The organism is Streptococcus lutetiensis, assembly GCF_900475675.1.
Taxonomy (GTDB): domain Bacteria; phylum Bacillota; class Bacilli; order Lactobacillales; family Streptococcaceae; genus Streptococcus; species Streptococcus lutetiensis.
On record NZ_LS483403.1, the window covers coordinates 710,961 to 737,765 of the forward strand.

The 26,805-nt window shown below is 34.3% G+C and carries 26 protein-coding genes; 24 read left to right on the forward strand and 2 right to left on the reverse strand.

Annotated elements, in window-relative coordinates; all coding sequences use genetic code 11:
• The first annotated feature begins 13 nt into the window (after positions 1-13).
• The 13 genes from cps2T (at position 14) to rfbB (ending at position 13,868) form a co-directional block, all read left to right on the forward strand.
• Entirely contained in the window at positions 14-1,186 is a 1,173-nt protein-coding gene (cps2T, locus tag DQN23_RS03690; RefSeq protein WP_111712745.1) for a beta 1-4 rhamnosyltransferase Cps2T, read from the forward strand.
• Between the two features lie 24 nt (positions 1,187-1,210).
• Positions 1,211-2,152, forward strand: coding sequence for an NAD-dependent epimerase/dehydratase family protein (locus DQN23_RS03695; RefSeq protein WP_111712746.1), 942 nt, complete (start codon positions 1,211-1,213; stop codon positions 2,150-2,152).
• A gap of 16 nt (positions 2,153-2,168) precedes the next feature.
• Positions 2,169-3,332, forward strand: a complete 1,164-nt coding sequence (locus tag DQN23_RS03700; RefSeq protein WP_111712747.1) for a glycosyltransferase family 4 protein — start codon at positions 2,169-2,171, stop codon at positions 3,330-3,332.
• A gap of 1 nt (position 3,333) precedes the next feature.
• Complete coding sequence (locus DQN23_RS03705; protein ID WP_111713077.1) at positions 3,334-3,975, forward strand: acyltransferase; 642 nt, start codon at positions 3,334-3,336, stop codon at positions 3,973-3,975.
• Positions 3,976-4,031: 56 nt separating this feature from the next.
• The gene (locus DQN23_RS03710; RefSeq protein ID WP_197712757.1) at positions 4,032-5,174 is read left to right on the forward strand and encodes a glycosyltransferase family 4 protein; all 1,143 of its coding nucleotides are present in this window, start codon (positions 4,032-4,034) and stop codon (positions 5,172-5,174) included.
• Positions 5,175-5,185: 11 nt separating this feature from the next.
• Positions 5,186-6,094 (forward strand): glycosyltransferase family 2 protein, encoded by a 909-nt coding sequence (locus tag DQN23_RS03715; RefSeq protein WP_233422898.1) that lies wholly within the window; start codon positions 5,186-5,188, stop codon positions 6,092-6,094.
• Between the two features lie 11 nt (positions 6,095-6,105).
• A complete protein-coding gene (locus DQN23_RS03720; protein ID WP_111712749.1) occupies positions 6,106-7,422 on the forward strand; it encodes an O-antigen polymerase in 1,317 nt (438 codons plus the stop codon).
• On the forward strand, positions 7,423-8,562 hold the full coding sequence (locus DQN23_RS03725; RefSeq protein ID WP_111712750.1) for a glycosyltransferase family 4 protein: 1,140 nt from the start codon (positions 7,423-7,425) through the stop codon (positions 8,560-8,562). It abuts the gene before it with no gap.
• A 105-nt stretch (positions 8,563-8,667) separates the two neighbouring features.
• Positions 8,668-10,137 (forward strand): flippase, encoded by a 1,470-nt coding sequence (locus DQN23_RS03730; protein WP_111712751.1) that lies wholly within the window; start codon positions 8,668-8,670, stop codon positions 10,135-10,137.
• Between the two features lie 26 nt (positions 10,138-10,163).
• A complete protein-coding gene (locus DQN23_RS09645) occupies positions 10,164-10,523 on the forward strand; it encodes an acyltransferase family protein (protein WP_392396615.1) in 360 nt (119 codons plus the stop codon).
• Between the two features lie 655 nt (positions 10,524-11,178).
• The gene (gene rfbA / locus DQN23_RS03745; RefSeq protein WP_058833138.1) at positions 11,179-12,048 is read left to right on the forward strand and encodes a glucose-1-phosphate thymidylyltransferase RfbA; all 870 of its coding nucleotides are present in this window, start codon (positions 11,179-11,181) and stop codon (positions 12,046-12,048) included.
• Complete coding sequence (locus DQN23_RS03750) at positions 12,048-12,641, forward strand: dTDP-4-dehydrorhamnose 3,5-epimerase family protein (RefSeq protein ID WP_111712714.1); 594 nt, start codon at positions 12,048-12,050, stop codon at positions 12,639-12,641. Before rfbA ends, DQN23_RS03750 begins: the two co-directional genes overlap by 1 nt.
• A 180-nt stretch (positions 12,642-12,821) precedes the next feature.
• Positions 12,822-13,868, forward strand: coding sequence for a dTDP-glucose 4,6-dehydratase (rfbB, locus tag DQN23_RS03755; RefSeq protein ID WP_058813849.1), 1,047 nt, complete (start codon positions 12,822-12,824; stop codon positions 13,866-13,868).
• Between the two features lie 143 nt (positions 13,869-14,011).
• Here the strand turns inward: rfbB and DQN23_RS03760 are convergent, their stop codons facing one another.
• Together DQN23_RS03760 and DQN23_RS03765 are read right to left on the reverse strand one after the other, a co-directional pair.
• Complete coding sequence (locus DQN23_RS03760; protein WP_111712754.1) at positions 14,012-15,058, reverse strand: acyltransferase family protein; 1,047 nt, start codon at positions 15,056-15,058, stop codon at positions 14,012-14,014.
• Between the two features lie 15 nt (positions 15,059-15,073).
• Positions 15,074-16,555 carry a nucleotide sugar dehydrogenase gene (locus DQN23_RS03765; RefSeq protein ID WP_111712755.1) on the reverse strand — a complete coding sequence of 494 codons (1,482 nt, stop codon included), beginning with the start codon at positions 16,553-16,555 and terminating at the stop codon, positions 15,074-15,076.
• 256 nt (positions 16,556-16,811) lie between these two features.
• Here DQN23_RS03765 and rfbD point away from each other — a divergent pair, with 256 nt between their 5' ends.
• From rfbD to DQN23_RS03820, 11 genes are all read left to right on the forward strand, one after another.
• Complete coding sequence (rfbD, locus tag DQN23_RS03770; RefSeq protein WP_111712756.1) at positions 16,812-17,666, forward strand: dTDP-4-dehydrorhamnose reductase; 855 nt, start codon at positions 16,812-16,814, stop codon at positions 17,664-17,666.
• A gap of 110 nt (positions 17,667-17,776) precedes the next feature.
• Complete coding sequence (gene relB / locus DQN23_RS03775; RefSeq protein WP_233422899.1) at positions 17,777-18,070, forward strand: type II toxin-antitoxin system RelB/ParD family antitoxin; 294 nt, start codon at positions 17,777-17,779, stop codon at positions 18,068-18,070.
• Entirely contained in the window at positions 18,051-18,389 is a 339-nt protein-coding gene (locus tag DQN23_RS03780; RefSeq protein ID WP_111712757.1) for a type II toxin-antitoxin system RelE/ParE family toxin, read from the forward strand. Before relB ends, DQN23_RS03780 begins: the two co-directional genes overlap by 20 nt.
• 421 nt (positions 18,390-18,810) lie before the next feature.
• Positions 18,811-20,109: a hypothetical protein gene (locus DQN23_RS03785; protein ID WP_111712758.1), complete on the forward strand. Its 1,299-nt coding sequence runs from the start codon at positions 18,811-18,813 to the stop codon at positions 20,107-20,109.
• Between the two features lie 799 nt (positions 20,110-20,908).
• Positions 20,909-21,715, forward strand: a complete 807-nt coding sequence (locus DQN23_RS03790; protein ID WP_058813854.1) for a dihydroorotate dehydrogenase electron transfer subunit — start codon at positions 20,909-20,911, stop codon at positions 21,713-21,715.
• A 12-nt stretch (positions 21,716-21,727) separates the two neighbouring features.
• Complete coding sequence (locus DQN23_RS03795) at positions 21,728-22,672, forward strand: dihydroorotate dehydrogenase (RefSeq protein WP_111712759.1); 945 nt, start codon at positions 21,728-21,730, stop codon at positions 22,670-22,672.
• Positions 22,673-22,888: 216 nt separating this feature from the next.
• Entirely contained in the window at positions 22,889-23,581 is a 693-nt protein-coding gene (gene pyrF, locus DQN23_RS03800) for an orotidine-5'-phosphate decarboxylase (protein ID WP_111712760.1), read from the forward strand.
• 53 nt (positions 23,582-23,634) lie between these two features.
• Positions 23,635-24,264 carry an orotate phosphoribosyltransferase gene (pyrE, locus tag DQN23_RS03805; protein WP_020916593.1) on the forward strand — a complete coding sequence of 210 codons (630 nt, stop codon included), beginning with the start codon at positions 23,635-23,637 and terminating at the stop codon, positions 24,262-24,264.
• 73 nt (positions 24,265-24,337) lie between these two features.
• Complete coding sequence (locus DQN23_RS03810; RefSeq protein WP_111712761.1) at positions 24,338-24,838, forward strand: YbhB/YbcL family Raf kinase inhibitor-like protein; 501 nt, start codon at positions 24,338-24,340, stop codon at positions 24,836-24,838.
• Between the two features lie 18 nt (positions 24,839-24,856).
• Positions 24,857-25,510: a uracil-DNA glycosylase gene (locus DQN23_RS03815; RefSeq protein WP_111712762.1), complete on the forward strand. Its 654-nt coding sequence runs from the start codon at positions 24,857-24,859 to the stop codon at positions 25,508-25,510.
• A gap of 12 nt (positions 25,511-25,522) precedes the next feature.
• Positions 25,523-26,791, forward strand: a complete 1,269-nt coding sequence (locus DQN23_RS03820) for a dihydroorotase (protein ID WP_111712763.1) — start codon at positions 25,523-25,525, stop codon at positions 26,789-26,791.
• Positions 26,792-26,805 lie beyond the last annotated feature (14 nt).

Sequence of the window (26,805 nt, forward strand, 5' to 3'; positions counted from 1 at the left end):
TTTAGGAGAAAAAATGAAAAGCGTTTATATCATTGGTTCAAAAGGAATCCCAGCTAAATATGGTGGATTTGAAACCTTTGTTGAAAAGTTAACTGAAAACCAAAAAAATAAGAATATTAAATATTATGTAGCATGTATGCGTGAAAACTCAGCTAAGTCAAATATTACAGCAGATGTTTTTGAGCATAATGGTGCAACTTGTTTTAACATTGATGTTCCAAATATCGGTCCAGCAAGAGCAATCGCATATGACATTGAAGCACTAAAAAAAGCTATTGAGATTTCTAAAAGCAATAAAGATGTAGAACCTATTTTTTATGTTCTTGCATGTCGCATCGGTCCTTTTATTGGTAAGTATAGAAAACAGATTCATGCACTTGGTGGCCAGTTATTTGTTAATCCAGATGGACATGAGTGGATGCGTGAAAAATGGAGTGCTCCAGTTCGTCGCTACTGGAAAATCTCGGAATCTCTAATGGTAAAAAATTCTGATTTGTTAGTTTGTGATAGTAAGAATATTGAAAAATATATTCAAGAAGATTATCAAAAATACTCACCTAAAACAACATATATCGCTTATGGTACCGATCTTCACAAATCATCACTAACACCAAAAAATAGAATTGTTCGTGAATGGTTTTCAGAGAAGGGGGTTTCTGAAAATAATTATTACTTGGTAGTTGGTCGCTTTGTTCCAGAAAATAACTATGAAGCAATGATTCGTGAATTCATGAAATCTAACACTAAAAAAGATTTTGTCTTAATCACTAACGTTGAACAAAATGCTTTTTACGAAAAACTTCGAAAAGAAACGGGCTTTGATAAAGATTCTCGAATCAAATTTGTAGGAACAGTTTATAACCAAGAATTGTTGAAATACATTCGTGAAAATGCATTTGCTTATTTCCATGGCCATGAAGTTGGAGGAACAAATCCGTCATTATTGGAAGCTCTGTTTTCTACAAAATTAAATCTTTTGCTTAATGTTGGATTTAATAAAGAAGTTGGTGAAAATGGTGCAATTTATTGGGATAAAGATAATCTTCATGATGTTATTGAAAAATCAGAAACTTTATCTCAAGAACAAATTGATGAATTAGATAGATTGTCAACAAAACAAGTTCAAGAGCGCTTTAGCTGGAATTTTGTTGTTGATGAGTATGAAGGATTGTTCAAAAGAAATTAATTTTTTTGTAATTAGGAGAGAACTGTGACAAAAATAATCTTATTTGGAGGCGCTGGTTTTATTGGGACAAACTTAGCAATAGAACTTTCACAAGATGAGAATAATGATATCACTTTAGTTGACAGAGATATTAATTTTTTTGAAGATTTAAGAAAGTTAAATCTTCAAAAGTTTTCATATGTAGAATCAGATTTCAGTGAAAATACAAATTTTGATGAATTGTTAGAAGGACAAGAAGTTGTTTACCATCTTGTGAGCACAACTGTCCCAACTACTTCAAATCAACAGATTCCTCAAGAACTTTCTGCAAATATTATTGTGACTTCAAAATTATTAGAAGCATGTGTGAGACAAAATGTAAAAAAAGTAATTTTTATTTCATCTGGCGGTACAGTTTACGGGAAAGAAGTGTGCTGCCCCTTAAAGGAAGAAACACCGACTTATCCAATCTCTTCGTATGGTTTACAAAAAATAACTATAGAAAAGCTCCTTTATTTATATCATTATATGTATAATCTTGATTACAGAATTGTTAGATTATCCAATCCTTATGGCCCATACCAAAGGCCAAATGGTATTTTAGGTGCAGTTACAACTTTTACATATAAAGCATTAAATGATGAAGAAATCACTGTTTTTGGAGATGGTTCTGTAGTTAGAGATTTTATTTATATCGATGATGCAGTAGACGCAATTATAAAAATCGCTACCCAGAATGTTGAGCAAAAGACTTTTAATCTTGGGTGTGGTTATGGAACTAGTATAAAACAGTTACTTGATATCATTTCTTCTACGTTGAATATACATTTAAAAATAAAATACGTAGAAGGAAGAAGTGTAGATGTTCCAGTAAATTATTTAGATATACAAAGGTATGAAAAGTATTTTGGAACTTTAAGTCCGATTTCTCTTGAAGAAGGGATCAAGAAGACTGCTGAATTTATGCAGAAGAATTTTTTAAGTTAAGGGTTAAAATTAGAATATGACAAATATATTATTTTTACATGCTGGTGCAGAAATGTACGGCGCTGATAAGGTTATGTTAGATTTGATAAAAAGACTGGACAAAAGTAAGTATACTCCTTTTGTTATTTTACCAACTTCAGGAGTACTAGTCGATGCTTTAAAAGACGCTGGGGTTTCGGTTACAGTGATGCCGTATCCAATCATGAGGAGAAAATATTTTAATTCAAAAGGTGTGATTCAATATGGAATTAATTTCGTAAAATATACAAATAAAATAGTAAAATTTGCTAAAGAACATAATATTAAATTGATTCATACAAATACTGCTGCAACACTTGAGGGATGTTTTGTGAGTAGACGTTTGAAGATTCCTCAATTGTGGAGTATACATGAGATTATTATCAATCCAAAAATAATGTACCGATTTACAAGTAAATTAATTGCAAAATACTCTAAGATCACAATCACTGATTCAAATGCTGTAAAAAAACATTTAGATGCTTCTGGTTATTTTAGAAATGGTGATGTTAAGGTTATTTACAATGGTGTTGATAGTGAACGATTTACACCTGATATTTCTTGTGACTACTTATATGATGAATGGAAGATTCCTCGAAATTCTAAAGTCATTGGTATGATGGGACGTGTCAATAGTTGGAAAGGACAAGCTGATTTTCTGAAAGCAGCAAATATTATTATGGATCAAAATCCAAATGTATATACTGTTTTTGTTGGTTCAGCATTTGAGGGAGAAGAGTGGCGTGAGAAGGAATTGGCTAAGGCTATTTCTGAATCTCCACATAAAGATAGAATCATTAATAAAGGTTATAGAACTGATAGTGAAGCTATCTATAAATTGTATGATGTTTTTGTTTTACCAAGTACGAATCCGGATCCGCTTCCAACTGTTGTGCTAGAAGCAATGTCTACTGGTAAACCTATTGTTGGTTATAAACACGGTGGTGTTTGTGAGATGGTTAAGGAAGATTATAATGGTTTATTAGCAGAAGTATGTAATCCATCAGATTTAGCTGCTAAAATTGAAAAACTACTTAGTAATGATGCATTAAGGATGGAAATGAGTAATAATTCAAGAAAGAGACTTTTAGAAAAATTCTCCATTGATTCATATGTGCAAAATTATAGCAATGAATATGAAAAATTACTTAAGGGTATTTAATATGGATAGTAGAATTGGAATACAGGATAAAATAATTATTCTTAGTCAAGTTGGGAAAAAATTATTTAGAGGATTTTTTAAGCGTTTTTATTTAAAAAAAACGTCTGGTTTGTTTTTAGTTGGAAAATCTGTACAGATTACACACGGAAGACATATTTATTGTGGAAAAAACGTGAAATTCGAAGATTATTCAGAAATTCATGGCCTGAGTTCCCAAGGATTGCATTTTGGTGATCATGTGACTATTAGTCGAGGAGTCATGATTCGTCCTTCGTCATATTACGGTGGCGATCTTGGTGTTGGTTTACAAATTGGAGATAATTCTTCAATTGGGCCTTATGGCTACGTTGGATGTTCAGGAAAAGTGACGATAGGTAAGAATGTCATGTTTGGACCTAAATGTAGCCTTTTTGCAGAAAATCATGTTTTTTCGGATACAAATAGTAGTATAAAGAGTCAAGGTGTAAAACAAAAAGGAATTGTTGTTGAGGATGACTGTTGGATTGGTAGTAATGTTACCATACTTGATGGAGTTACAATTGGAAAGGGATCTGTTATAGGAGCCGGTACCTTAGTCAGTAAGAATATCCCTGCCGGTAGTATTGTAATTGATAAACGTAATAGGTTTGTTAGAAATAGGTAGTAGCAGAAAATTATTTTTCAGTTTATATTATATATGAGATATTAGTGAGGAATTATATGAAAAAAATGGCATTTGTTGATTTGACAAATTTTTATGATTGGCCCATGGGAGGTATGTTAGAGTATGAACTTTCTATTTTAAAACACCTAGTCAAGGAGTATGATGTTGATATTTGGGGGATGGCTGTTGATGGTAAGGTTAATTCTTCAATTGACATAGATGGAAAAAAATATCCAATCCATATTTTTGGAAATGTAAAAAATAAAAGAAAATTAATTCCGAACTATTGGAGAGGATTGTGTATATTTAATCAAAAAGAATTTTTTGATTCAAATTATGATGTTGTTTATGCACACACAGGGAGTTGTTTAATTGCTGCTAGAAGTTTAAAAAAAGCTGGAACAAAATTGGTATATCATCAACATGGATTAAATCATCGTTCAGATTATTCTTTGATGTCTTTAATTCAGAGACCAGCTCTAAAGTTAGCTCAAAAATATGCAGATTTGGTTTTTGTTGTTTCTGATACTGAGTCTGTTAATTTATATTCTCAAGAGATGAAAGACAAAACAGATGCCAAATATGTTTCTATAGGTAGTCCAGTAGATTTATCTTGTTTTGATAGAAAAGTTATTCAAAAAGAATTAGATTTTAAAAAGAATTTACCAACAAAAACATACATATATACAGGACGTTTATCTGCATTTAAAAATGTCAAAACGCTTATTGATGCAGTTTATATGTATAAGAACAAGGTAAATGAGAATGTGACACTTGTGGTTGCAGGTTCAGGAGACGAATGGGATGCGATAAATAAACAAATTATTGAGCTGAACCTGCAAAATAACGTGAAGATGTTAGGCTCTGTTTCACATAATGAAATTTATAGCTTACTTGAAAAAGCTGATGTGTTTTTGACTGCATCCGGTGGAGAAGGAGTTTCAGTCTCTGTTATTGAGGCTTATGCTGCGGGGTTACCAGTTGTTTGCTTTAATGTTCCTGGTTTAGAAAAGCAAGTACTTAACAATGTAACTGGAGTAATTGCTGAAGAAAGGAATGCTGAGTCTTTCTTTAAAGCTATGTTGGAAGTAGATAGAAAACGTTTTGAACTTTCGCTTAATTGTTTAGTGGAGGCTCAAAAGTATGAAGCAGGAAAAATATCTAAAAAAATAATTTCTGAAATTAATTCTTTATTTTGAAAGGAAAAAAATTGCGTGTATTAGTTCTGATGTCAACATATAATGGTGAGCAGTATTTAGAGCAACAGATAGTTAGTGTATTAAATCAAGAGAACTGTGAGGTTGAATTATTGATTAGAGATGATGGTTCAACTGATAAAACTATGGATATTATTCGAAAGTACTCATCTCTCTACAATGTTGATTACTATTGTGATTATAATTTGAAATCGGCAAAATCGTTTATGCATCTTTTGAATAATTGTGATAAAAAATATGATTATTATGCATTTTGTGATCAAGATGATGTATGGGATAAGGATAAATTAAGCATAGCAATACAAAAGCTAAAAAAAATTGATATTCCTGCTCTTTACTGTAGCAATTCTGAGTTGGTCGATTCAAGATTAAAGCCACTTGGAAGAACTTTGTATAGCAGTAATATTCCTATTAATTTTAAAAGAGTACTACTTGCAGGAGAAGTACAAGGTGCAACTATGGTGATGAATAGTGCTCTTATAAATTATTTCAATAATAAGCCTATTCCTAAATATTTACCTATGCATGATTATTACGTTGCTGCTGTCTGTGGTGCAATTGGAGGAGAGTACATTTTTGATTTTAATAGTCATATGAAATATAGACAACATGAATTGAATGTTTTAGGTGTATCCACTTCTTTTAAGGATAGAGTAAAAAGAAATTTGAATAGGATGTTAAAAAAGAATAACTTTAGTGATTTAGAAAGATTTAGCCAACAAATTTTAGCTGATTACATAAATGTTATTCCTAAGGAAAATGTTATTTTTTTAGAACAGGTGTCGACTTATAAAACAAGTTTTTATAAAAGATTTAAACTAGCTTGTTTATCTCAATTAAAATTTGGAAAACTAAGCCAAGAGATAACTTATCGACTATCTATTTTGCTTGGAAAATTATAGTGGAGGAAAAGATGAGTATCTTATTATTTATTACTGCAATACTATTTAGTATCTTGTCGGTAGTATCTGTCAAAATAGAAAAATCAATTTTTAATCCTCTAACTATTTTTTGTGCGGAGTGGTCCATCATTATCCTGCTATCTGCAACAGCACAAAAATTATACAGATGCTCTTTTGAGACATATTTTTATATCATTGTTGGAGTATTGTTTTTTGTATTCGGTTACTATTTTAAGTCTAAGTTTTTTAGAAGTATAATCAATTTTTCTGTAACAGGAAAACGAAATTATAGCTGTAATGAAGTAGAGTATATTCCTAGATATAGTCTATTAAATTTTCTATTATTTATTTGTATTATAATATATGCAAAAGATGTTTTATTTGTTACTTCTCGTGTAGGACTGTTCCAACTTGGCACTCTTCAAAGAATGTTACAATTGGGAACTTTAGTTATACAACGTTCTTCTATTGAGAATTTCTTATTTATATTTTTAGTCGAACCGCTGACTTTTTCAGCACCAGCGATCATTGCTGCAGATTTTTGGTTTGGAAAAAGAAATAAGACTTCAATTATTTTTACATTCATTATGCTATTATTGAGAATGTTATCTACTGCTAATAGATCGGCTTTCATAATTTTTTTTATTTTTATTATTATATCTGGTGAAATTGCTTTAAATAAAAATGGTAAACTTTTAGAACATATAATTTCAAAATCCCAAAATTATAAGCTGAGAATTATGGGAGCTTCTATTATTCTCATATTTGCATTTATTTTTATGACAATGGCCCGAGGATCTTCAGTATTTTTTAATATTACTCAAAATTTTTCTATACCGCCTCAGATGTTTGAAATTTGGAAAGAAAAAGTTGATGATTTAGAAATATTCGGATATGGATCCGCTTCATTAATGGGAGTATGCTTTCCACTCTTTTATATTTTAGGTAATATTTTAAAAATAATTTATCCTAATAACATATTGAGTGTTTATAATTTAATTAATTTAACAGATACTCAATGGGTATGGGTAGGAAAGAAAATTACTGCCAATGCGTATGTGTCAGTATTTTGGTTTTTATACACTGACTTTCGTTTGCCTGGTATAATTTTGGGAATGTTTATTTATGGCTATATAGCATCTAGTCTATATAATAAAACTTTAAAATATAAAGATGCTAAACATGTTAGTTTATATTGCATAATGTTCTATTCTATCTTATATTCGTTTGTACGAATGCAGTTTTCACAAGCTAGAATAATTTTAGGTTTAATTTTTATTTCTTTGTTTGCCTATCGAAGGGGTAATCTTAAAAAGGAGAAATTATAAATGAAAGTTCTTTTTATTGAAAATGCTGGTCTGTTATCAGCAGGTGCTTTTAGAAGTCTTGTTACATTAATCACTGAATTGAGAAAACTTGGAGTTGAGGGGCACGTCGCATTACCTGTTACAGCAGATGCTGTTTATTTATTAGAGAAAGAAAATATTCCTTATATTCAATTACAAAGTTGTGCATATACGAGAATGATTAGTGATAGTATATCGTCAAAAGAAAAATTTAAGATGGTTTTTAAGGATATTGCGGTTAAAATAACTGCACATAAGCTGGCAAAGTATGTTAAAGAAAATAGGATTGACATTGTCCATGATAATACCTCAGTAAGTTATATTGGTTACTATGTCGCTCAAATAGCAAATATAAAGCATGTTTGGCATTTTAGAGAATTCATGGAGGAGGATTTTAATTGTCATTATTGGAAAAAAGAACAATTGTTAAAACTCTTTAATAAATCTGATGCAAACATTGCAATTTCTAAGGCTATATATGATAAATATAAGGATGTTATTGATAATTTACAAATTATTTACAATGGGATAGATATTGAAAAATATTATTCTAAAAGAAAAATATTATTTGATAAAGAAACAGTTCGAGCTTTATGTGTGGGGAGAGTATGTGATGGAAAGGGACAGAAGGATTTAGTGAAAGCTGCTGGTGTTTTATATAAAAAATATGGTGAAAAAATTAAGATTTCGTTAGCTGGCACTTATACGGACATAGAATATCAAAAGATTATAAAAATTGCAAAAGAATATGGCATAGAAGAAAGCGTTATCTTTTTGGGACAATGTACAAATATGACGGATGTTTATGCTGATAATGATTTAATTTGTATGGTTTCAAAATGCGAAGCTTTTGGAAGGGTGACTGTTGAAGCTATGCTATCAGGATGTCTAGCATTAGGAGCGGATAGTGGAGGTACGAAAGAGATTATAACTCCTGAGACTGGAATTAAGTTTTTAGCTGGTGCCAATGATGATTTAGTCGAAAAATTGCATTATATTGTGAATAATAAAAATCAGGTTTCTTATTTAGCTTTAGCAGGTCAAGAAGATGTAAAAAAAAGATTTTCTTCAATACAGAACGCTATGCAAGTTCAGAAAGTTTATAAGACATTAACTGATTAATTTATCTGTGTAAGGATTTATTTATCATAAAGAAAACGATAAAGTAGAGAGGTTTTACTGATAAAAACTAAAATTTTTAATACAAAAAGGAAGAGATAGTTAATAATGAAAAAAAATAAGTCAATGGGACTTAATGCTATTTTAAACAGTTTACAGAGTCTTTTGAATTTAGTATTCCCTCTTGTAACATTTCCGTACATATCAAGAACATTATCAGTTGATGGTGTAGGTAAATATAATTTTGCAAACTCGATTATAAGTTACTTTATCTTATTAGCAGGACTGGGAATTAGTGTATTCGCAGTTAGGGAAGGGGCAAAATTAAGAGATAATCGGAAAGAATTCAGTTTATTTGCCAGTCGTATTTTTACAATTAATATTGTTTCTACTGCTATTTCTTACTTAGCACTTTTTTTGATTCTTATTTTAAGTACAAGTTTACAAAAATATAATACAGCTATTTTAATTTTTAGTATTCAAATCTTTTTTACTACTTTAGGTGTGGATTGGATTTATACCATTTTTGAAGAATACGGTTATATAACAGCTAGAAACATTATTTTTAAAATTATTTCAGCCTTGCTTCTATTTATTTTTGTAAGACACCGTGATGATTATCTTAACTACATCATCATTTCGGTTGTTGCGTCAACAGGATCATACTTACTTAATTTTTTTCACTCCAAGAAGTTTTGTGATATTAAGTTAGTATTTAATTTTAATTGGAAAAATTATTTAACACCTATTTTGACAATCTTTGCTTCTACAGTTGCAATTAAAATTTATTTAGCTTCTGATGTGACAATGATTGGTTTTTTAAAGAATGAGTACACTGTTGGTATTTATAGTACTGCTACAAAGATATACGGTATAGTAAGTGTTATGCTATCGGCTGTGACTGCAGTAACTATTCCAAGATTAGCTATGTTGATGGGGCAAGAGCGTATGGATGAATACCGTCAACTATTAAAACGATTGATTAATATGCTGTTGGTTATTATTCTTCCAGGTATTATTGGATTATTCATGGTTAGTAAAGATGTCATTCTTATTATTGCTGGTGAGAAATATTTACGCGCAACTGTAGCGTTACAAATAACATGTTTTGCGATGTTGGGGAGTGCAATGAGTACGATTTTTAACCAGTGTGCTTTGATGCCTGCAAAACGAGAGAAAAAAACATTGCTATCGTCAAGTACCAGTGCACTATTAAATATTGGCTTGAATTTTATTTTAATTCCTATCTTTGCTGAAAAAGGAGCAGCTTTTACAACGGTTTTAGCTGAGTTTACAATGATGACAATGAACTTCTATTTCAGTAGAGATATTACTGGTTTTGTTTTTAAAGATAAACAAACTTGGAAGAATATTTTTTCAGCGATAGCAGGCTGTGTAGGTATTTTTCTGGCATGTAGAGTAAGTTCAGTGTTACCTAATATGTTTATTAGATTAATGGTTTCAATAAGCTGTTCAGGTGTTGTATATGCAATTATTTTATTAGTACTGAAAAATGAAGTTGCTCTAAGAATGTTTGATCAACTAATATCAAAAAGAGTAAAAAATAATAGGGAGTAAAAGTAAAAAGAAAGCAGTATATTGATATCTTAAAAGTTATTGGCTTACTTGGAATTGTTTTAGCTCATGTTACCCCACCAGCAGTGGTGTTTCAGCTAAGAAATTTTGATGTTGTTTTGATGATTCTAGTTTCAGCTTATTTAGGTTTGAAATCTAGAAAATCAGAAGAGTTAATGCCGTATTTGATAAAACGATTTAAACGATTGGTTCTTCCTACCTGGATCTTTGTCTCATTTTTTCTTTTATTAAAATTGTGTTTAGGAAATTTTGATCTAGGATTTAAGGGAGTGTTGGCAACATTCGCTTTATCAAATTATGGTATTGGGTATGTTTGGATTATTAGAATTTATTTTGTTGTTGCAATTTTAATTCCATTATATATATAAAGCTTTGAAGTTATATTTGAATGAAGTCCATGTTTTATTAATTTCATTGTTACTATTTGTAGGATATGAGTTCTTATGTCATGCAGGAGTGTTTAACAATAAATTATTAGATTATCTGATAGCCTATTTTATTCCATGTTTCTTATTGTTAGTGTTGGCTAAAATAATTTTTGAAAGCGAAAAATGGAATAATATTACTATAATGGTAAGTTTTCTAATTTTTGTTGCATATGCAGTTTATTTGTATAGAGAGAATGGATACTTTATTCAGACTCAAGAATATAAATATCCATTTCAACTATATTATTTAAGTTATGGTATCCTCGTATCCGGTATTTTGATAAAATTGACAAAGAGAGTAACGCTTGCTGGATTTTTGTATGACAAAGTAATATTGTTTATATCAAGTCATTCACTTTGGATTTATTTATGGCACATTATTCCTGTAACCTTGTTGAATCATTTTGCTTTAGCATAGTATATTAAATATGTATTAGTTCTTATTATTGCTTCAGCTTTAACGGTTTGCCAGAGCAAAATTGTAGAAAAACTTCAAGGAAAAGTAAATCCTGAGCTTTTAAATATTTTTAGAGGGTAAAAAAAGAATATATTGAATTCTTAAGTGATTATTTTTAATAAAGAGGGAGACCTAACTATGAAAGGTATTATTCTTGCAGGAGGTTCAGGAACACGTCTGTATCCTTTGACTCGTGCGGCTTCAAAACAACTTATGCCAGTGTATGATAAACCAATGATTTATTATCCACTATCAACATTGATGTTAGCAGGTATCCGAGATATCTTGATTATCTCAACACCAACTGATATTCATCGTTTTGAAGAACTACTTGGCGACGGTTCAGAATTTGGTATTTCACTTTCTTACGCTGTTCAACCAAGTCCAGATGGATTGGCACAAGCCTTTATCATCGGTGAAGAATTTATCGGAGATGACAATGTTGCTCTTGTTTTGGGAGATAACATTTACCATGGAGCAGGTCTAAGTAAAATGCTTCAAAAAGCAGCAAGCAAAGAAAAAGGTGCTACTGTCTTTGGTTACCAAGTAAAAGACCCAGAACGTTTTGGTGTTGTTGAATTCGACGAAGATTTCAACGCTCTTTCAATCGAAGAAAAGCCAGAACATCCAAAATCACACTACGCTGTAACAGGTCTTTACTTCTACGATAACGACGTTGTGGAAATTGCTAAAAACATCAAACCAAGTGCACGTGGTGAACTTGAAATCACAGATGTTAATAAAGCCTATCTAGAACGTGGCGACCTTTCTGTGGAAGTTATGGGACGTGGCTTTGCATGGCTTGATACAGGAACACACGAAAGCCTTCTGGAAGCAGCTCAGTACATTGAAACAGTGCAACGTATGCAAAACCTTCAAGTGGCAAACTTGGAAGAAATTGCATACCGCATGGGTTACATCACAAAAGAAGATGTTTACAACCTTGCACAACCACTTAAGAAAAACGAATACGGAAAATACTTGCTCCGTTTGGTTGGAGAAGAATAATGACAGAACAGTTTTTTGGTAAAGAATTAGCAGCACGTAAAATCGAAGCTATCCCAGGAATGATTGAATTTGATATTCCTGTTCACGGTGACAGCCGCGGATGGTTTAAAGAAAATTTCCAAAAAGAAAAAATGCTTCCTCTTGGTTTCCCAGAATCATTCTTTGCAGAAGGAAAATTACAAAATAACGTTAGCTTTTCACATAAAAACGTTTTGCGTGGACTTCATGCAGAACCTTGGGACAAATACATCTCAGTTGCCGACGAAGGTAAAGTTCTAGGTTCATGGGTTGATTTACGTGAAGGTGACAGCTTTGGTCATGTTTACCAAACAGTTATCGATGCTTCAAAAGGTATCTTTGTCCCACGTGGTGTCGCTAACGGTTTCCAAGTATTGTCTGATAAAGTATCATACAGCTACTTGGTTAATGACTATTGGGCACTTGAACTTAAACCAAAATACGCTTTTGTAAACTATGCTGACCCAACTCTTGGTATCAAATGGGAAAACTTGGAAGAAGCAGAGGTTTCTGAAGCAGATAAAAATCACCCATTGCTTAAAGATGTAAAACCATTACGTAAAGAAGATTTGTAAGAAGATTTGTAATAAAAATAAAAAAATAATCAGAAAGGAGTGTTCAGTTTTAAGAAACTGAACATGGGACTAAATCTCTGAGAAAAAAGAAAAATCTTCCTAGACACTTGTCGTCTGCGTCAGATTTCCTATTTTTCTACGAGATTTTTCGCGAGCGAAACGTCCCTTTGTATCTTAATTATGTCTGAATACAAAAATATTATTGTAACCGGTGGTGCAGGTTTTATCGGTTCAAACTTCGTACACTATGTTTACAACAACCACCCAGATGTACACGTTACTGTTCTTGATAAATTAACATACGCAGGTAACCGTGCAAACTTGGAAGAAATCCTTGGTGACCGTGTTGAATTGGTTGTTGGTGATATCGCAGATGCAGAATTGGTTGACAAATTGGCAGCAAAAGCTGATGCTATCGTTCACTACGCTGCAGAAAGCCACAACGATAACTCACTAAAAGACCCAAGCCCATTCATCCAAACAAACTTTGTTGGTACTTACACACTTTTGGAAGCTGCTCGTAAATACGATATCCGTTTCCACCACGTATCAACTGACGAAGTTTACGGAGATCTTCCACTTCGCGAAGATCTTCCAGGACATGGTGAAGGCCCAGGTGAAAAATTCACTGCCGAAACTAAATACAACCCAAGTTCACCATACTCATCAACAAAAGCTGCATCAGATTTGATCGTAAAAGCTTGGGTACGTTCATTTGGCGTTAAAGCAACAATCTCTAACTGTTCAAATAACTACGGACCATACCAACACATCGAAAAATTCATTCCTCGTCAAATCACAAATATCTTGTCAGGAATTAAACCAAAACTTTACGGTGATGGTAAAAACGTTCGTGACTGGATTCACACAAACGACCACTCAACAGGTGTTTGGGCAATCTTGACAAAAGGACGTATCGGTGAAACTTACCTTATCGGTGCTGATGGTGAAAAGAACAACAAAGAAGTTCTTGAACTTATCCTTGAAAAAATGGGTCAACCAAAAGATGCTTACGATCACGTAACAGACCGTGCTGGTCACGACCTTCGTTACGCAATCGATTCAACTAAACTTCGTGAAGAACTTGGTTGGGAACCACAATACAATAATTTTGAAGAAGGACTTGAAGCAACAATCAAATGGTACACAGATAACCAAGATTGGTGGAAAGCTGAAAAAGAAGCAGTTGAAGCCAACTATGCTAAAACTCAAAAAGTTCTTGATTAAGATTTATATATAAAGGCTGTACAGGGATAGTATGTTCTCGGACAGCTTTTTTATTACCTGACTTTAGTCAGTCTCACTACCAAAGGAGTTAGATAAAAACCACCCGTTTTCACGGGTGGTTATGACTAATTGAACAATTAATATTAAATTTTTTTAGAATTTTTAGGTAATTTATTACTGTATAAACTTTCAAAAAAGTATTGTCTTATAAATTCAATAAATGAGCAAACGATAAAAACTAGTAAAATTACAGAAATAGAATATGGAATTAGAAACTTATCTTGTTCGTGTGATGAGTTTTTAAAGAATGAAATCCATAAAAAATTTCTTACATAGCTATTATCGTGAATTAGATATATTCCAAATGTTGTTGATGAAATGATGTTTATTAATTTGTTGTATTGCAGATCAATTTTTGAAAAGCCTAAAAATAATAATACGGATAAAACCAATATTGGTATTCTTTGTTTATCATAAAAGTAAGTAGAGTGCTCTGCAAAAATTTTGTATTTCATACCAATAATGTCAAAAATTATAACAGTTAAAAAGGTTAGGAGAGTTATTGAAAGTGAATATAGAAGATACTTTTTAGCATTATATCTAAAATTATAGTGTAATCTTAAGTATCCAGACAGTGAATAGAGATAAATAAACCACAATAAGTTATCAGAAAGAAATTTCTGTCCTGTTAATGTAGGAATAACACTCCAAAAAATTGTTAGTATTAGAATAAAAAGTTTATAATCTTTTTTTGATAATGAAAGTAATAATTTGTTTAAAAATGGGGAAAGAATATATAGAACAAAATATGTACTTGCAAACCACCATTCACCGAACGTTATTGGAAGAAGATGTTTTACCAATTCTTTGATTGAGAACTGGTAAAATCCTATTGTGGTAAAAATTCCATATAATACAATAGAATATATAAAAATTTGTAGCCAAAATTTTATAATTTTATCTATTTTAATATTTTGAGATTTGATTAAAAAGTATCCGGATATTAAAACAAATAAATTAATTCCGATGGTTCCGCCCATTTTAATAAACTGAATCCAAAGTCTATTAGGAGTGATTAAAGATGTTGGAAATGTGAACTTACCATGTAACGCAAAATGATGCGCAATAATTAGAATCATCGCAATAATGCGTAGTAGTTCAATATTTGATTTACGTTTGCTTTTAGTCACTTTATCTCACCTTCATTAATCTCTTCTAAAGATATCGCGTGTGTAAACTTTTTCTTTGACATCGTCCAGTTCGGTGTTGTAGCGATTAGCGACGATGCTTTGACTAAGTTTTTTGAATTGTTTAAGGTTGTTCACAACTTTTGAACCAAAGAAGGTTGTACCATTTTCTAGAGTTGGTTCGTAGATGATAACAGTAGCACCTTTGGCTTTGATACGTTTCATGACACCTTGGATAGAGCTTTGACGGAAGTTATCAGAGTTACTCTTCATAGTTAGTCGGTAAACACCGATAACAGTTTCTTTTTCTTGTTGTGGTGAGTAGTTATCGTTATTTGTATAAGCGTAATACCCTGCAAGTTTTAGAACTTGGTCAGCGATAAAGTCTTTACGTGTACGGTTTGATTCAACGATGGCAGTCATCATATTTTGAGGGATATCATTGTAGTTAGCCAAAAGTTGTTTTGTATCTTTTGGCAAGCAGTAACCGCCATAACCAAATGATGGGTTATTGTAATGTGTACCGATACGTGGATCCAGACCAACACCGTTAATAATTGCTTGTGTATCAAGTCCTTTTAACTCGGCATATGTATCAAGTTCGTTAAAGTAAGAAACACGAAGGGCGAGATAAGTATTTGCGAAAAGTTTAACGGCTTCGGCTTCAGTGAATCCCATAAAGAGAGTATCGATATTTTCTTTTTCAGCACCGTCTTGAAGAAGTTGGGCAAAAAGTTTAGCAGATTTTGTGAGTTCTTCGTCTTCTTTGTCGGTTGATACGATGATACGACTTGGATAAAGGTTGTCATACAACGCTTTTGATTCACGTAAAAATTCTGGACTGAAGATGATATTTTTTGTATTGAACTTTTGACGTACAGAGTCAGTAAATCCTACAGGAATTGTAGACTTGATGACCATAATGGCATCTTTATTAACAGAAAGAACTTGTTCGATAACTGATTCAACAGCACTAGTATCGAAATAGTTCTTTTCACTGTCATAGTTAGTAGGAGCAGCTATGATAACAAAGTCAGCATCTTTATAAGCAGTATCACCGTCAAGAGTAGCAACTAAGTCAAGCTCTTTTTCAGCAAGGTATTTTTCAATATAATCATCTTGAATAGGTGATTTTTTGTTATTGATAAGTTCAACTTTTTCAGGAATAATATCAACTGCAGTGACATGGTTGTGCTGAGCAAGTAGAGTCGCGATTGACAAACCTACATAGCCAGTACCTGCAACAGCAATATTATAAGCATGGTTAAGTTTTTGTGTTTTTTCTTTTTTAATAGTAAACAAATCTGTGATGTCAAATCTAATAATATTAGCAAGAGTTTCAATCTGGCTAATTGATGGAATGTGTTCACCTTGCTCGATCTTACTTAAGATAGAACGATTAATGCCACTCTCAGTAGCCAAAGCTTCCTGAGACACTTTATTATCTTTACGATAATCCAAAATTAACTTAGCTAAAATAGCTGATGAAAATAATTTCATTTAAAAAACCTCCTGACTAAAATTATACCGCTTTCTGAATTTTAAAACAACTAAAAACCCTAATTTTTTTTAAAGATATCAGTAAACTGTTTTTTTAAAAAACAACAAGTGCTTTGAAATTGATTTAATTAAAAAATTCTAAATTTAATTGAATCTTTGCTTCTGATTACTGCTTTTTCTGAAAAAATAGTGTAAAATAGTAGGGAATGATTTAAAAGGTTTGAAAGCCTTTAGATATGATAAAAGGAGTGCTAAAATGATTTTAGTTACAGGTGCCAATGGGCAACTAGGAACAGAATTACGTTATCTTTTGGATGAACGTGGTGAGGAGTATGTAGCGGTTGACGTTGCAGAAATGGATATCACTAATGCTGAGAAAGTTGATGAAGTGTTTGCGCAAGTTAAACCAACACTTGTTTACCACTGTGCGGCTTACACTGCGGTTGATGCGGCTGAAGATGAAGGTAAAGAACTTGACTACGCCATCAACGTGACAGGTACTGAAATCGTAGCTAAAGTTGCAGCAAAATATGGTGCAACTCTTGTTTACATTTCAACTGACTATGTTTTTGATGGTGAAAAACCAGTTGGTCAAGAATGGGAAGTTGATGATACTCCAGATCCTCAAACTGAATACGGTCGTACAAAACGTTTGGGTGAAGAAGCAGTTGAAAAATATACTAAAAACTTCTACATTATCCGTACTGCTTGGGTATTTGGTAACTACGGTAAAAACTTTGTCTTCACAATGCAAAACCTTGCCAAAACTCATGACACATTAACTGTTGTTAATGACCAACACGGTCGTCCAACATGGACTCGTACATTGGCAGAATTCATGACTTATTTGACAGAAAACCAAAAAGAATTTGGTTACTATCACTTGTCAAATGATGCTACTGAAGATACAACTTGGTTTGATTTTGCGGTTGAAATCTTGAAAGATACTGATGTCGTGGTTAAACCAGTTGATTCAAGCCAATTCCCAGCAAAAGCAAAACGTCCATTTAACTCAACAATGAGTCTTAAAAAAGCAAAAGCTACTGGTTTTGTCATTCCAACTTGGCAAGAAGCTTTGCAAGAATTCTACAAACAAGACGTTAAAAAATAATGATTAGAAACGAGGGTGTAAGCCTTCGTTTTTTATGCGTAAAAGCAGTAATAATTTTAGTATAACAAGAAAAAAATGGTATAATAGGGCCATAAAAAATAGATGGTATAATGATGGTTGCTATTATTGAAAGAAATCGAGATTTCAAGTTTTTGACTAATAAGGAATTGTTAGAGCAGGCAAAGATTAATTCGAAAAAACAGGGAACTACTTTGTCGAGGGCACTTGATTTATTTGTTAAGCAAGTGGCTATTACCAGAGAAATTAACCTGATGAGTGAAGAAGAGCTTGAAAAAGAAAGATTGTTTAGACAACTTCAGACAGAGGTAAATGAAAGCATAGCAGAATATAAAACTGGAAAATATTATACTGAGGAAGATTTAAATGAACGATACGGTTTATGAGATTGTTTTCCAAAGTAATATGATTACAAAACTAGATGAAATATATGACTATATAGCTAAAGAGCTTTCTGCTCCGATTACTGCAAAGAAAAAAATTAAAGAAATTCGAGATAATATATCTATATTGAAAATGTTTCCTAAATCTGGTTTTGATGCAGATGAGAAATTTGGAAAGGTAATAGATTCCAATAACAAAAGGAGGGAAATCACTTTAAAAAGAGATTATATTGTTTTATATTTTATTGATGGTAATCAAAGACGTGTAGCTGTTACAAATTTATTTTCAATAAAAAGCGATTATGTGAAACTTTTTAAGTAGACTAAGAAAAGAAACCTCCTTTTGAATTTTTGGTACTTCAGGAGGAGGTCTTTGCTATATTTTTCAAAGGTTAACTATTCGTGATTTAGGATTGTTGCGCCTTCAAAATCATCCATCATATGTAAGTTACTTTTTTCCTTGAAAGGGTTAGATAGTTCAGTTGTTAACAATTTAGAATTGTTTTGCTCTTATTAATCTTTATTGGTTTTACTGTAAAAGCCATTAAAAAACCTTCCTTCTCATTAGGTATAGAGTGTGAGAAGAATCTTTTCCTGTCAATTAATATATCGTTCGGTTTTTCTTTTTATTTTCAGGCTTCTTATCTTTTTTCATTGTCCTTTCATCTATTATGTGATATATTAGTAGTAACGTACTGTAATAGAAATGTAATATAAGTTATAAGGTGAGTGTGGTGGTAGCGATGAAAGATACAAATTCAAATGGGCATCGTTTATTAATTCAAAAATTACTTGTCAGCATTCATTACCTAACACTTTTCAGAGATGAAATTGTTTTGGTTGAGAAGACCCCATCTTTATTGGGGGCTTCTTTTTCGCCAAATATTGTGCAATCAGAGTTAGGTGAAATTTTGGCAGCAGTGGATGCGCTTTCTAAGCAAAAAAAGTTGATTAAGTCAACTTTCTGGTATGATGAAGCGTCATTCAGATTGATGAATCACTCTTTGGATATTGTCGGTACTTGGATTCGTGGGATTGATAATGTCTTGGAAATTTGTGAGTCTAAGTCTGTTTTCCATGCGATTTTGGGTGATAATCGTCAACGCGTTTTTGGTGTTTTGATTGATGTCTTTACCTCTCTTCGTGTAACAAATTTATCAATCAAAGAAGAATCTGAATACCCTCTTTTGGTTGATCCGCTACAAGTTGTGGAATACAAGAAAAGAGAAGTCAAAAAAGCAGAGCTAATGGCTAAGATTGATGCCTTGACGCCAAGAAAATCTGAAGAAGTTTATGATGACAGTAAAGACGAAAAAGTTGAGTCTATCCCAGAATTAGTAGAAAAAGAATTAGCTAAAGAAAAAGCAGCTAAGTCCGAAAAAGTTCTTGGACCAGATGAATTAAAAGAAGTTGTTAAAGGAAATGACGAAGTAGCCGATAACAAAGAAGACGCTGAGGAAGTCCTTGAATCTGTCGTTGCTGACGAAGCAGAAACTGTTGAAACTACTGATGCTGAAGAAGATACTCCTCAAACTGAAGTAAGCCCAGAAGAAGTAAGTGAGTCAGTTGATGAAGAACCAGCTGTTGAGGTAGAGGTGGAAACTTCTGACGAGGAGAATGAAGAGCAAGAATCAAAAGAGTCTGATTTTCCAGTAATCAGTCGTGATGAGGCTGTTAAGCAGTTCCGCCACTTCCTTTTCGACCATAAAGGCTTGGTATGTGTCTTGGATGCTGGAGATGATTTGAAGCGCGAGATTAACTTCTACAATGCGTTTGATCGTTTTTATGGTGCAGTAGATAATATCTCAGATTGCTTGGTTATCCTTGAAAATGTTTTAAATGAATTACGTCGCCGCAAGAAAGAAGTCTTTGATGAAGAAGGTAATTTGATTAGCGAACCGACTGAACCAATCAATCTATTGATTTATGGTCAAAATATCTTGCTAAAAGATAGTCGCTTTGAAACCTTGATGTCAGAAATCACCCCATTTACTGGACGCTCTGATTTACAAATCTATTCTTATGCAGCATATCCAGATTAAAAAAAACAGTCCAGTGGACTGTTTTTTCATGAGCCTGAAAACGGAAAAGCGAATAAGTCCAGTGGACTGTTTTTTCATGAGCCTGAAAACAGAAAAGCGAATAAGTCCAGTGGACTGTTTTTTCATGAGCCTGGAATTAAGAAAAATTGGCTTGCTTAAGGGACTAAATCAGATTTTCTTTTTTGAAATAGAACCATTTTCGGTATAATGTTAGGGTCGCGACAATATTTAAGCAAGTTACGAACTTAGTTTGGAGGTAAGCGTTGTGAATGTTATCTTCGAACTTGTTTTGATACCTTTTGTAGTTGGTATTGCTGCAGAAGTAGTTGCTGAGTGGTTGATTCAGTACATTCAAAACAAACGTGACAACCATTAACCTGAGTTTTCTCTGAAAACAAAAAAAGACAGTAGTTGTAGCTACTGTCTTTTTTGCGTTGTGCTAAGTTTATCTTCGAACTTTAGCGTTGACCATATCATAACATGTCATAAGGAAGGATATTAAAGGATAGTGTGTTTAGCATGTTTCTAAGCTACTTTAAACTCCTCTTGTCATGGTTTGATTTAATTATCTGCGGACAAGAGAAGTATCAGAAACTTACAAAAATAATTGACAAGCAAATGAAAACGCGTTATAATAGTGAAAATTTGAAAACCTTTAATTAAGTCCAGAGAGACTTTCAAGGTTACTGTAAAAAAGAGTGTTATCTCTGATAAAGGGTATGAGTGTACTTTGGTGTGCTCTGCTTATTTTGCTGTAACCTTGCCTTCTGGCGAGGTTTTTTTGTGTGAAAGGAACACTATGAATTCAAGTTGTAAAGACAAAACTTCTGTGTTAAAAGAAGATTTGCTGATTGTTAGTCAACGTGAGATTGCCCCACGCATTTTTGAGATGAAGCTTTCTGGTGAGATGGTCTTGGACATGGCACCTGGTCAATTTTTGCACTTGCGTGTGCCGGACCCTAGCAAACTTTTACGACGTCCGATTTCGATTTGTCAGATTGATAAGGTCAATAAAGTGGCAACAATTGTTTACCGAGTAGAACGTGCTGGGACGACTATTTTATCTCAGCTAAAAGCTGGTGATCGCGTTGATACCATGGGACCTCAGGGTAATAGCTTTGATTTGTCAGTCATCTCAGCTGGGCAAACAGCTCTTCTCATTGGTGGGGGTATTGGTGTTCCGCCTTTGGTTGAAACAGCTAAGCAGCTTGCTGCTAAAGGTGTTAAAGTCGTTTCTGTGCTTGGATTTGCGACTAAAGATGCTGTGATTCTAGAAGAGGCATTATCAGCTTACGGTAAGGTTTATGTGACAACAGATGATGGCTCATATGGTATTAAGGGTTATGTGTCAACGGTTGTCGATGATTTGGTTGAAAAGCAGTCATTTGATGCCATTTATTCATGTGGTGCGCCTGGCATGCTGAAATATGTGGACAAGAAATTTGAAAATCACCCACATGCTTATCTGTCAATGGAATCACGTATGGCTTGTGGCATGGGTGCTTGCTACGCTTGTGTGGTGCATTTGCGAAATGCCAAAGAAGCAGCCAACAAGCGTGTGTGTGAAGATGGTCCAGTCTTTGAAACTGGTCAAATCATTTTGTAAGGAGGCAAAATCATGTCAGAAAATAGTTTAGCGGTCAAACTTCCAGGACTTGATTTAAAAAATCCGATTATTCCAGCGTCAGGTTGCTTTGGTTTTGGACAAGAATACGCCAAATACTATGATTTGGATAAACTTGGCTCAATCATGATTAAGGCAACGACTAAGGATGCGCGTTTTGGAAATCCGACACCTCGTGTGGCAGAAACACCATCAGGCATGTTAAACGCTATTGGCTTGCAAAACCCTGGTGTCGACGTGGTCTTGTCAGAAAAACTTCCTTGGTTAGCTGAGCATTTCCCAGAATTGCCAATCATTGCTAATGTTGCAGGATTCTCAAATGACGAATACGCTTATGTGTCAAAAAAGATTTCAAAAGCTCCAAACGTCAAAGCAATTGAGCTTAACATCTCATGTCCGAATGTTGACCACGGCAATCACGGTCTTTTGATTGGTCAGGTGCCTGAGTTGGCTTACGCTGCCGTTAAAGCGAGTGTTGAGAATTCAGATGTGCCAGTTTACGTCAAACTAACACCAAGTGTTGCTGATATTACGACAGTTGCTAAGGCTGTTGAAGAAGCCGGTGCGACAGGGTTTACCATGATTAATACTTTGGTTGGCATGCGATTTGATTTGAAAACACGTAAACCAATCATTGCCAATGGTACAGGAGGTATGAGCGGTCCAGCGGTCTTTCCAGTAGCTCTTAAGCTTATTCGTCAAGTAGCGCAAAGTTCTGATTTGCCAATTATTGGTATGGGTGGTGTTGATTCGGCAGAAGCGGCTATTGAGATGATGATTGCTGGTGCGTCAGCTATTGGTGTTGGAACAGCGAACTTTGCAGATCCTTACGCTTGTCCAAATATCATCGAGCGTTTGCCAGAAGTCATGGACCAGTATGGCATCACAGATCTTGAAACTTTACGTCGCGAAGTTCGCCAAGATTTACGTGGCAAATAAGCTATGCTATTTGATTAAAAAGTCAGTAAATTTTTGACTTTGATTGTAAAAAAAGATATAATATTAACAACTGAATAACCTTTAATTGAGTCCAGAGAGGCGAGAAAGGTTCGTGAAAAAAGAAGATATAATCTTTGATAATGGGGTGTTTGCTACCCTGCTTTTCGTGTAACCTCGCCCTCTGGCGGGGTTTTCTTTATAGAAAAAGGAGAAAAAATGCACGAAAGTCGTCCGATTATTGCTCTTGATTTTCCATCATTTGATGATGTGAAATCATTTCTTGCTTTGTTCCCTGCAGATGAGAAGCTCTATGTCAAGATTGGTATGGAACTTTATTATGCTGAAGGACCAGAGATTGTTCGTTATGTGAAATCTCTTGGACACTCAGTTTTCCTAGATTTGAAATTGCATGACATTCCGAATACGGTTAAATCAGCAATGCGTGTGCTTTCAAATCTAGGTGTGGACATGACCAATGTTCACGCAGCTGGTGGTGTTGAGATGATGAAAGCGGCGCGTGAAGGGCTTGGACAAGGTCCAAAACTGATCGCAGTAACTCAATTAACCTCAACATCAGCTGAACAGATGAAAGCAGATCAAAATATTCAGACAAGCTTGGTTGATTCTGTGCTTCATTATGCGAAAAAAGCAGAAGAAGCTGGTCTTAATGGCGTTGTCTGCTCAGCTTGTGAAGTTGCTGTTATCAAAGAGGAAACGTCAGATGATTTTGTCTGCTTGACGCCAGGTATTCGCCCAGCAGGAGCTGTGGTTGGTGACCAAAAACGCGTCATGACGCCAAGTCAAGCATCAGCTATCGGATCAAGTTATATCGTTGTTGGACGACCAATTACTAAAGCTGAGGATCCAGTGGCAGCTTACAAAGCCATTTACAACGAATGGAACGCTTAGTATTTTAATACTAAGACGACAATTGATTTTTGAGTTTAGAAAAGAGGAATAAAATGACTTTAGCATCACAAATTGCATCAGATTTGCTTGATATTCAAGCAGTTTACTTGAAACCAAATGATCCATTTACTTGGGCATCTGGGATTAAATCACCAATCTACACAGATAATCGTGTAACTTTGTCTTACCCAGAAACACGTACTTTGATTGAAAATGGGTTTGTTGACAAAATCAAAGAAGAATTCCCAGAAGTTGAAGTAATTGCCGGAACTGCAACAGCTGGTATCCCACATGGTGCCATTATCGCTGATAAAATGAATCTTCCATTTGCTTACATTCGTAGTAAACCAAAAGATCATGGTGCTGGAAATCAAATCGAAGGTCGTGTAACAAAAGGACAAAAAATGGTTGTCGTTGAAGACCTTATCTCAACTGGTGGTTCAGTTCTTGAAGCTGTAGCAGCTGCCGAACGTGAAGGAGCTGATGTTATCGGTGTGGTAGCCATCTTCACTTATGAATTGCCAAAAGCAACTGAAAACTTTGAAAAAGCAGGTGTAAAACTTGTAACACTTTCTAACTACACAGAGCTTATCAAAGTGGCTAAAGTACAAGGTTACATCACTGCTGATGATTTGACATTGTTACGCAAGTTTAAAGAAAATCAAGAAACTTGGCGTGACTAAATGAGTTAGTATTTGGCTACTAAGGTGAAAAACTTTGGTGGCCTTCTTGGTTTAAACATGGAAAGGGGTTATAATGAAACTATCATCACCATTTAAAGATAATGTTTTACCAGATACCTATGCTAAAGGGGCTAGTGTTCAAGTGAGAGGAAACGCTGTAATTTCTTTTCCTTTTACGATTGAGGATGTTCCCAAAGGAACAAAGACATTTGCTTGGACCTTTGTCGACTATGATTCTATTCCAGTTTGTGGCTTTGCTTACATTCACTGGGTAGTGGCTAATGTTCCTAATGATATGACAGCTATCTCAGAGGATTTTTCTCGTCTAGATGCTAAGCACACTCATGGTAAAAATAGCTTGGTTAGCAAGTTTTTAAATGAGGATAACTCAGATATTTATGATGGTTATATGGGACCATATCCACCGGATAAAGACCATGTTTATACCCTTACGGTCTATGCTTTGGATTGTGAAGTGCCACTTGAAAATGGTTTTTACATGAATGATTTGCTACATGCTATGGATGGTCATATCTTGGCAAAAGAAAAGCTAGATTTAGTAGGGAAATACTAAAACTAACGAGGAGTGAACATGCAACATTCAACTTGGCATGAATTAATTAAAAAGGAATTACCAGAGTATTATTTTGGGCAAATCAATCAGTTTATGGACTTGGTCTATCAACAAGAATTGGTTTACCCACCACGTGAAAAAGTCTTTAACGCGATTCAGACAACAGCACTAGAAAATGTAAAAGTTGTCATCATTGGTCAGGATCCTTACCATGGTCCGAATCAAGCACAAGGCTTGTCATTTTCAGTGCCAGAAGACATTCCAGCTCCGCCATCTTTGCAAAATATTTTGAAAGAATTGGCAGATGATTTGGGGCAACGTGATCACCACGATTTAACACCATGGGCACAGCAAGGAGTGCTTCTTTTAAATGCTTGCTTGACAGTTCCAGCTGGTCGTGCAAATGGTCATGCGGGGCAAATCTGGGAACCTTTCACAGATGCGATTATCAAGGTGGTTAATCAAAAAGAAACACCTGTTGTCTTTATCCTGTGGGGTGGCTTTGCACGTAAGAAAAAAGTTCTCATTACCAATCCTATCCATCATGTCATTGAAAGTGCGCACCCAAGTCCACTCTCGGCTTATCGAGGATTTTTTGGCAGCCACCCTTTCTCAAAAGCTAACGCATATTTGACAGAGGATGGCCTTGAACCAATTGATTGGTTGAAATAATAGGAGTTTAACATGTTACTTATTAAAAATGGTCGTGTTGTTGATCCGAAATCTGGTTTTGATCAGGTAGCGGATGTACTTGTTGATGGTAAAAAAGTTGTTAAAATTGCGGATGCAATTGAAGAAGCTGATGCTGAAGTGATTGACGCTACTGGTCTTGTTGTGGCACCAGGTTTGGTGGATATTCATGTACACTTCCGTGAACCAGGTCAAACGCATAAAGAAGACATTCACACAGGTGCATTAGCAGCGGCAGCTGGTGGCTTCACATCAGTTGTGATGATGGCAAATACCAACCCTACCATTTCTGACGTTGAGACTTTGAAAGAAGTTTTAGTAAGTGCAGCTAAGGAGAACGTTCACGTTTACACTAATGCAACCGTAACGAAAAACTTTGACGGCAAGACTTTGACTGATTTTAAGGCTTTGCTTGAAAATGGTGCTCTTAGCTTTTCTGATGATGGTATTCCGCTTCAAAGCACAAAAGTGTTAAAAGAAGCCTTGGATTTGGCTAAAGCAAACAACACATTTGTGGCTGTGCACGAAGAAGACCCAGAATTAAACGGCATCCTTGGATTTAACGAAGGTATCGCACGTGATAAATTCCATTTCTGCGGAGCAACAGGTGTGGCAGAATACAGCATGATTGCGCGTGATGTTATGATTGCCTATGACCGCGGAGCTCATTTGCATATCCAACACTTGTCAAAAGCTGAATCAGTGAAAGTGGTTGAATTTGCTCAACAATTGGGGGCAAACGTCACTGCAGAAGCAGCACCGCAACATTTCTCAAAAACAGAGGATTTGCTTTTGATCAAAGGTTCTGCAGCTAAGATGAACCCACCACTTCGTACAGAAAAGGATCGCTTAGCGGTTATTGAAGGCTTGAAATCTGGCGTCATTTCTGTGATTGCGACTGACCACGCGCCACACCACGCCGATGAAAAGAATGTTGAAGACATCACAAAATCCCCATCAGGCATGACAGGGCTTGAAACGTCGTTATCACTTGGTTTGACAAACTTGGTAGCGACAGGCGACTTGACGCTTTCAGAATTGCTTGCTAAGATGACCATCAATCCGTCATCTATGTATGATTTCGATGCAGGTTATTTGGCTGAAAATGGCCCAGCTGACATCGTGATTTTCGCTGACAAAGAAGAACGTGTTGTCTCTGACCATTTTGCTTCTAAAGCTTCAAATTCACCATTTATCGGTGAAAAACTCCAAGGTGTTGTCAAATACACTATCTGTGATGGTAACATTGTTTATAAAGCATAAAAAAAGAATTAGCA